General features: G+C 68.9%; 7 protein-coding genes. 3 read left to right on the top strand and 4 right to left on the bottom strand.

What is annotated here, in order from left to right:
• Together KAY22_RS22660 and KAY22_RS22655 are read left to right on the top strand one after the other, a co-directional pair.
• Positions 1 to 1325 (top strand): FAD-dependent oxidoreductase (locus KAY22_RS22660; RefSeq protein WP_296625448.1); only part of this gene is annotated, 1325 nt, incomplete at its 5' end.
• Positions 1226 to 2158 (top strand): hydratase, encoded by a 933-nt coding sequence (locus KAY22_RS22655; protein ID WP_296625447.1) that lies wholly within the window; start codon positions 1226 to 1228, stop codon positions 2156 to 2158. The genes KAY22_RS22660 and KAY22_RS22655, both read left to right, overlap by 100 nt.
• Here KAY22_RS22655 and KAY22_RS22650 read toward each other — a convergent pair.
• From KAY22_RS22650 to KAY22_RS22635, 4 genes are read right to left on the bottom strand one after another with little or no spacing between them, the layout of a single operon-like run.
• A complete protein-coding gene (locus tag KAY22_RS22650) occupies positions 2105 to 2290 on the bottom strand; it encodes a hypothetical protein (protein ID WP_296625446.1) in 186 nt (61 codons plus the stop codon). The two genes, KAY22_RS22655 and KAY22_RS22650, sit on opposite strands and share 54 nt — an antisense overlap.
• On the bottom strand, positions 2287 to 3162 hold the full coding sequence (gene bchO / locus KAY22_RS22645) for an alpha/beta fold hydrolase BchO (RefSeq protein WP_296625445.1): 876 nt from the start codon (positions 3160 to 3162) through the stop codon (positions 2287 to 2289). The genes KAY22_RS22650 and bchO overlap by 4 nt, the downstream gene beginning before the upstream one ends.
• Positions 3159 to 4877, bottom strand: a complete 1719-nt coding sequence (locus KAY22_RS22640; RefSeq protein WP_296625444.1) for a magnesium chelatase subunit D — start codon at positions 4875 to 4877, stop codon at positions 3159 to 3161. The genes bchO and KAY22_RS22640 overlap by 4 nt, the downstream gene beginning before the upstream one ends.
• A complete protein-coding gene (locus KAY22_RS22635; RefSeq protein ID WP_296625443.1) occupies positions 4874 to 5839 on the bottom strand; it encodes an ATP-binding protein in 966 nt (321 codons plus the stop codon). Before KAY22_RS22635 ends, KAY22_RS22640 begins: the two co-directional genes overlap by 4 nt.
• A 49-nt stretch (positions 5840 to 5888) precedes the next feature.
• Between KAY22_RS22635 and KAY22_RS22630 the strand changes: the two genes are divergently transcribed.
• Positions 5889 to 6359: a TspO/MBR family protein gene (locus KAY22_RS22630; RefSeq protein ID WP_296625442.1), complete on the top strand. Its 471-nt coding sequence runs from the start codon at positions 5889 to 5891 to the stop codon at positions 6357 to 6359.
• The last annotated feature ends 162 nt before the right edge of the window (positions 6360 to 6521 follow it).

Below are 6521 nucleotides of genomic sequence, written 5' to 3'. Positions count from 1 at the left end.
TTCCACGCTGTAGATCCCCACACCTCCCTGACTCGGCAGAAAGGCTTCAAGGTGGACGACTTTTACGCCGCCCGCAGCAGGACTATCCCGCCGCTACCGTGGTCGAATATTGCTCCGCCGTTCTCACGCGAGGCTACCGCGCCTTTCGTACCGAGGCGAAGCGGCTGTTCGACGCGCTTGACCGCCCGTTTCTGCGCAGGACGAAGACCGATCCGATCACGCTCGGATGGCGGATGGGCGTGCGGGGCTTCCCCGACTATCTGAACTTGCGCGCCTACACGTCGATGTGGCGCGCGCTGGGCGGCTATTTCGCCGATCCGCGGCTGCGCCAGCTGTTCGGTCGCTATGCCACCTATTGCGGATCTTCGCCCTTCCTGTGTCCGGCGACGCTGATGTTGATTTCCCATGTCGAGGCCAACGGCGTTTGGCTCATCGAGGGCGGCATGCATCGGCTCGCGCGCGCACTCGAATCCCTCGGGCGCAGCGTCGGCGCACGCTTCCGCTATGGCGTACCCGTCCGTGAGATCGTCGTCAAACGAGGCTGTGCGACGGGCATCATCCTGTCGACCGGCGAACGGATCGAAGCGAGTGCCGTTCTGTGCAACGCCGACCCGGCCGCGATCGGCTCAGGCGCATTCGGCGATGCGGCGCGGCACGCGACGGGCAGTGTCGCCCCACGCCGACGCTCGCTGAGCGCGATGGTGTGGACCGCACAGGCGGAAACGACGGGCTTCCCGCTGGTGCACCACAGCGTCTTCTTCTCGAAGGATTACGCCGCCGAGTTCACCGCGCTCGCCGCCGGTCGGCTGGCCGACGCGCCGAGCGTCTATCTCTGCGCGCAGGATCGCGACGACGACGGCGCGCTGCGCGTCGACGGCCGAGAGCGCGTCCAGATCATCGTCAACGCGCCCGCCACCGGCGACGGCGCCCCCCCATCCCCAGCGGAGATCGACCTATGCACACAGCGCATGTTGGACAGCGTTTCGCGGGCGGGACTTTCGCTCGATCTGGGAGCCTCGGCGGTGCTGACGACGCCGAACGACTTCGAGACGCTGTTTCCGTCGACGGGTGGAGCCCTTTATGGACCGGCCTCGCACGGGTGGGCGGCCTCCTTCCGCCGGCAGGGCAGCCGGACAGCGATCCCTGGGCTCTATTGCGCGGGCGGGAGCACCCACCCCGGCGCGGGCGTCCCGATGGCGGCGCTTTCCGGCCAGCTAGCCGTCGATTGTCTGCTCAGGGACCGCGCTTCGATGTCGCGGTCGCGCCGAACGGCTATGCCTGGTGGTACATCGACGCAACCAGCGCCGACGGCCGCTACGGGCTGACGATCATCGCCTTCATCGGCAGCGTCTTCTCGCCCTATTACAAGTTCAGCGGACGGGGCCGACCCGACAATCACTGCGCGATCAACGTCTCGCTGGCGGGACCGCGCGGCAGTGCCTGGGCGATGACCGAGCGGGGCGCAGCCCGCGTCGACCGCGGACGCGACCATTTCACCGTCGGCCCAAGCGGGTTGAGCTGGGACGGCGACACGCTGGTGATCGAGATCGCCGAAATTTCAGCCCCTCTACCTTATAAGGTGCGCGGCACCGTGCGGGTGACGCCGGAGATGATCGGCACCACGGCCTTCGCGCTAGATCCGGCCGGCATGCACCGCTGGCACCCGGTCGCGCCGCGTGCGCGGGTGGAGGTGGCGATGACCCACCCCGATGTGGTCTGGCACGGCGACGGCTATTTCGATTCGAACTTCGGCGACGAGCCGCTCGAGGACGGGTTCGACGAATGGCATTGGTCGCGCGCGCATCTGAAACAGGATGTGGCGGTGCTCTACGAAGGCCGCCGACGCGGCGGCGCTCCGTTCGACCTCGCGCTGAAGTTCGACCGGCAGGGGCGCTGGCACGACGTCGTCCAGCCGGCGCCGGCGCCACTGCCGCGCAGCGGGTGGCTGGTGAAGCGGGCGACGCGCGCGGACGCGGGCCATACGCCGCGCGTGCTCAGAACGTGGATCGACGCGCCCTTCTATGCGCGGACGGCGCTGGCAACCCGGCTGTTCGGCGAGGACGTGCACGCCGTGCACGAAAGCCTGTCGCTCGGCCGCTTCCGCTCACCGATCATCCAGTCGATGCTCCCCTACAGGATGCCCAGAGCCTTCTGGTGAAGCGTTTTGCGCCGCCTCGTCGCGCTTCTGCCGGTCGCGCGCGATCTCGCGGTTGATCGATATGAGTTGCCAGATGCCGAAGGCGAGCGCGGGTACGCCGGCGATCGCGAGGTCGAGCAGGCCCAGACTCATAGGGATGCCTCCAGGAAATTTCTGATGATGAGGGCCGTCTCCGCCGGCTGCTCTTCATGGGCGAGATGGCCGAGACGGGGCAAGGTCTGCAACTCGGCACCCCTCACCATGGCGGCGGCCCCACGCGCGGTGGCAAGCGGGATCGCGGTATCGGCCTCGCCATGCACCAGCAGCAATGGCGTGCGCAGCCGGGGCAGATCGCGTTTCAGCGCTTCCAGATCCCAATCGGCCATCATCCCGATCGCGCCCGCGCAATGGTCCGAGGTCGCGAACAGCCGCTCATAAAAGCCGATGCCCTGCCGATCGATGCGCGAGCCGGTGCTGCGCGCAAGGAAGCGGGCCGTCTCGCCCGGCGTGCGCATCAATCGTGAGAGGATGTGTGGCGCAAGAGGATTGACGAACAGCAGGCGTGCGAGCGTCGGAAACAAGGCGGCGGCCAATCCCGGAAAGGGCAGCAGTGCGGCGTTCAGACCGATGATCGCGGCGGGATCGGCGACGCCGTCCAGCGCCATGCGGATGGCGATCGCCGCCCCGGCCGAATGACCCGCTATCGCCTTTGGCCGGATATCCAGCACGTGCAGCAGTTCGCCGATCGCGCGCGCCATCGCGGCAATTCCCATACCACCGGCGGGACGTCCGGTCGTGAAACCGTGCCCCGGCAGGTCGGGTGCGATGACGGTGGCATGTTCGGAGAGCAGCGGCGCCAGAGCACGCCAGCTGTGCGTCGCCGCGCCGGTGCCGTGCAGCAGCAGCAGCACCGGCCCGTCGCCCATTATCTGGACATGGAAGCGCATCCGCCCGACCTCGACGAACCGGCTGTGGGCGCGATTGGGCCAGTCGCGGCCCTCGACGTCCCAGCGCGGCCTGCTCATCCGGCCTGCGCCGCCGTCACGGCGGCGTGCATCGCCGCCGCATCGGCGCGCGGCAGCGGCAGATAGCGCGCGCCCATTTCCCGCGCGAGCCTGGCCCCTTCGGGCCTGGGCCGCGCCGATATGTCGACGAAGGCGCTCGCAATGCCCGCCGCACCGATCGCACCGGCGGCGGCGATGGCGTCGCGTTCCGCAGCCTCGCGCGCCGCGCTGCCGTCGGCGGCAATATTGGCACGACCGTCGGTCAGCACGACGACGAAGGGCGTCCGGCCCCGCGCCCGCGCACTCTCGGCGATTTCGCGGGCCGCGTTCAGTCCGGCCGCCAGCGGTGTCCCCCCGCCCCCCGGCAGTTCGGCAAGCGAGCGACGGGCGCGGGCGAGCGAGCGGGTAGGCGGCAGCAACAGCTCCGCCATCGTTCCCCGGAAAGCGACCACCGCCACCTCGGCCCGCTTCACATAGCTTTCGGCCAGCAACAACTCGACCGCCCCCTTGGCTTCGGCCAGCCGCGCCAGCGCCGACGAGCCCGAAGCATCGACCGCGAAGATGGTGAGCGCGCGCGCCCGCGTTTCGAACCGGCGAATGCGCAAGTCGCTGCGGCGGACGGCCACCCGGCCACCATCGGCACCGCGCAGTCTCTGCCATGGCGCCGCCGCACGCAGCGTGTCGATCAGGCTCAGGCGACGCCCGCTCCCCGGCATGCCGGCGCGCGCGCTCATCGGTCGACCGCGCGCGCCCGAGGGCTGCCGCTCCCCTGCCCCGTTGGCGCGACCGGCCTTGCGGCTACGCCCGGCAGCGATCCGCGCCAGCACATCATTGGGCAAGGCCGCCAAAGCGGCGGCAAGAACGATGTCTTCGATGGGACCGGGTTCGCCGCGCTCTTCGTTGCCGGCGTCCGTCTCCGACGAAGGCGGCGGCGGTTCCGGCGCTGCATCCTCCTCGGCCGCTGCGGGTAGACAGGTTGCGCGCGGTGCAAGCACGAGACGCGCGGCGAGCATGACATCCTCCTCGCTCACCTCTCCCCGCCCCGCGAGCCTGGCCGAGGCCCGCGCCGCTCGGAGCGCCAGCATCGGCGCGCGCGCCGACTCTATGCCGAGCGCAGCTGCGGTGGTGACCAGCGCGGTCATCATATCCTCCCCGGCATGGGGCTGCGGGCCGATCACAGGCTCGGGCGGCGCGATCGCAACGGTCGGATCGCTTGCGTTGTCGTCCTTCCATCGCGCGGCGAAGAAGCCCTCTCCCGACGCCTGGGAGGAAAGGTCGATCGCGAAAGCCAGCCGCTCGACCAACGTCGCCGGCGGGCGTTCATCCGGCTCGACGCCGTCATCGAAGGCGACCAGCAGAAAGGGCCTGTCGCCGCCGTCCATCGCCGCGCCGATGCGGCCGGCCGTCTCCGCAGAAATCCGCTCCGCCATCGGCACGACGAGCACGCCGCCCGCCACCTCGTCGAGCAGCCCGCTACTCGTCATCGCGCGTCCGAGGGAAAGGGTCCCGGCGAGATCGATTCCCCCCAGCAGCCGCTCGTCATCGACATGGACAGGCAAACGCCGCACCGGGGAACCCGCCGGCAGACCCGCGCGCATGTCCGCAACCAGCGCATCGCGGCGTTCGCCCCCGCCCCGCAGGACCAGGCCGCCAAGCCCCGGATCGATCGCGCACATCCGCGCCGCCATCTTTGCATCGGCAAAAGCATCGGGCGCGGCTTCGCGCGACCCGGTCACGCCACCATATCCTCCAGCGCGCGTTCGATCCGCGCGGTCGAGCCCGTATCGTCGAGTACTCCCCGGCGCAGACGGTGGCGCAGCGCCATCGGCGCGACAGCCGCAACATGGTCCGTGCTCACGGTCTCCGCCCCGTCGAGCGCCGCCAGCGCGCGCCCTGCCCGCATCAGCGTCAGTTCGCCGCGCAGTCCATCGGCCCCGACCGTCATGCAGAGGCGCGAGGCATAGGCCAGGACGGCGTCCGATATCGTCACGGCCGACAACGCCTCGCGGCCGCGCGCGATCTGCTTCAGCGTCTTGCGTTCGGCGCGCTTCCAGCTTTCAGTAAAGGCCTGCGGATCGCGCTCGAACGCATCGCAGCGCTTCAATATTTCGACCCGTTGCTTCAGGTCCGTGGGCGTCCGCACCTCGACCGACAGGCCGAAGCGGTCGAGCAATTGCGGGCGCAGTTCGCCTTCCTCGGGGTTGCCGCTGCCGACCAGTACGAAGCGCGCGGGATGCCGCACGCTCAGCCCTTCGCGTTCGACCAGATTCTCGCCCGATGCCGCGACGTCGAGCAGCAGATCGACGATATGGTCCTCGAGCAGATTGACCTCGTCGATGTAGAGGAAGCCGCCATTGGCCCGCGCCAGCAGCCCCGGCTCGAACGCCTTGACGCCCGCTCCGAGCGCCCGCTCGAGATCGAGCGCCCCCACGACGCGGTCTTCGGTTGCGCCCAGCGGCAGGTCGACGAACGGGACCGGCACCTTGCCCTTGCGGGGCGTACCGTCCTGATAACCGGCAGCCGCCGCATCGATCGGCGGCAAAAGTCCGGCGAGCGCACGGACCGCCGTCGACTTGCCGGTTCCGCGGTCGCCGAACACCATGACCCCACCGATCCGAGCATCAACTGCCGCGATCAGCAAGGCGCGCTTCATCTCGTCCTGGCCGACGATCGCGGAGAATGGAAATGACACACGCACTTGGGGACTGTAACACGGGTTGGACACTCTACAAGCAGGATAGTGAGACATGTGGACGCCGATCATCGTGGCGGGGGGCGGCGCCCTGTTTCTGGGTGTGCTGGGCGGGCTCATGACGCCGATCGGTCCCTGGTACCGGTCCCTGGCCAAACCCTCGCTGCAGCCGCCGGACTGGCTGTTCGGCCCTGCTTGGACGATCATCCTCGGCCTCGCTGCATGGTCGGCGGTAACCGCGTGGAATGCGGCGCCCGATCAGGCCGCGCGAACCGATGTCGTCATCCTTTTCGCGACGAACGCCCTCTTCCACGCGCTTTGGAGCCCGCTGTTCTTCCGGGCGCGCCGCCCCGACTGGGCACTGATCGAGGTCATATTCCTTTGGTCGTCGCTGGTGGCACTGGTGATCGGGCTCTGGCCGATCTCGCCCTTCGCCAGCCTGCTGATCCTGCCCTATCTGCTCTGGGTCAGCTTCGCCTCCTGGCTGAATTACGCCATCGTGCGCCTCAACGGCCCCTTTGGCTGATCAAGCTCCGCTTACGCAGCACTGTCCAGATCGTTTGACAGTGCCGGAGCCTGCTCTTACCTTTTTGCCAAAGCGACAGGGGGATGGGGTAAGGATGTCCGTCGGAATAGTGCACAGCCGTCATCATCCGGCGCATTCGTGAAGCCCCTTCGCATAGGCACC

Origin of the sequence: Rhizorhabdus sp., from assembly GCF_018006725.1 — a bacterium.
Lineage (GTDB): Bacteria > Pseudomonadota > Alphaproteobacteria > Sphingomonadales > Sphingomonadaceae > Rhizorhabdus.
Note: the sequence above shows the minus strand (reverse complement) of the source record. Positions and strands in the feature narration are given on the sequence as shown.

Bases quoted from the DNA above. Each gene is read 5' to 3' on its own strand.
- KAY22_RS22650 (WP_296625446.1), bottom strand. From the start codon at position 2,290: ATGAGTCTGGGCCTGCTCGACCTCGCGATCGCCGGCGTACCCGCGCTC.
- KAY22_RS22630 (WP_296625442.1), top strand. From the start codon at position 5,889: ATGTGGACGCCGATCATCGTGGCGGGGGGCGGCGCCCTGTTTCTGGGT.
- bchO (WP_296625445.1), bottom strand. From the start codon at position 3,162: ATGAGCAGGCCGCGCTGGGACGTCGAGGGCCGCGACTGGCCCAATCGC.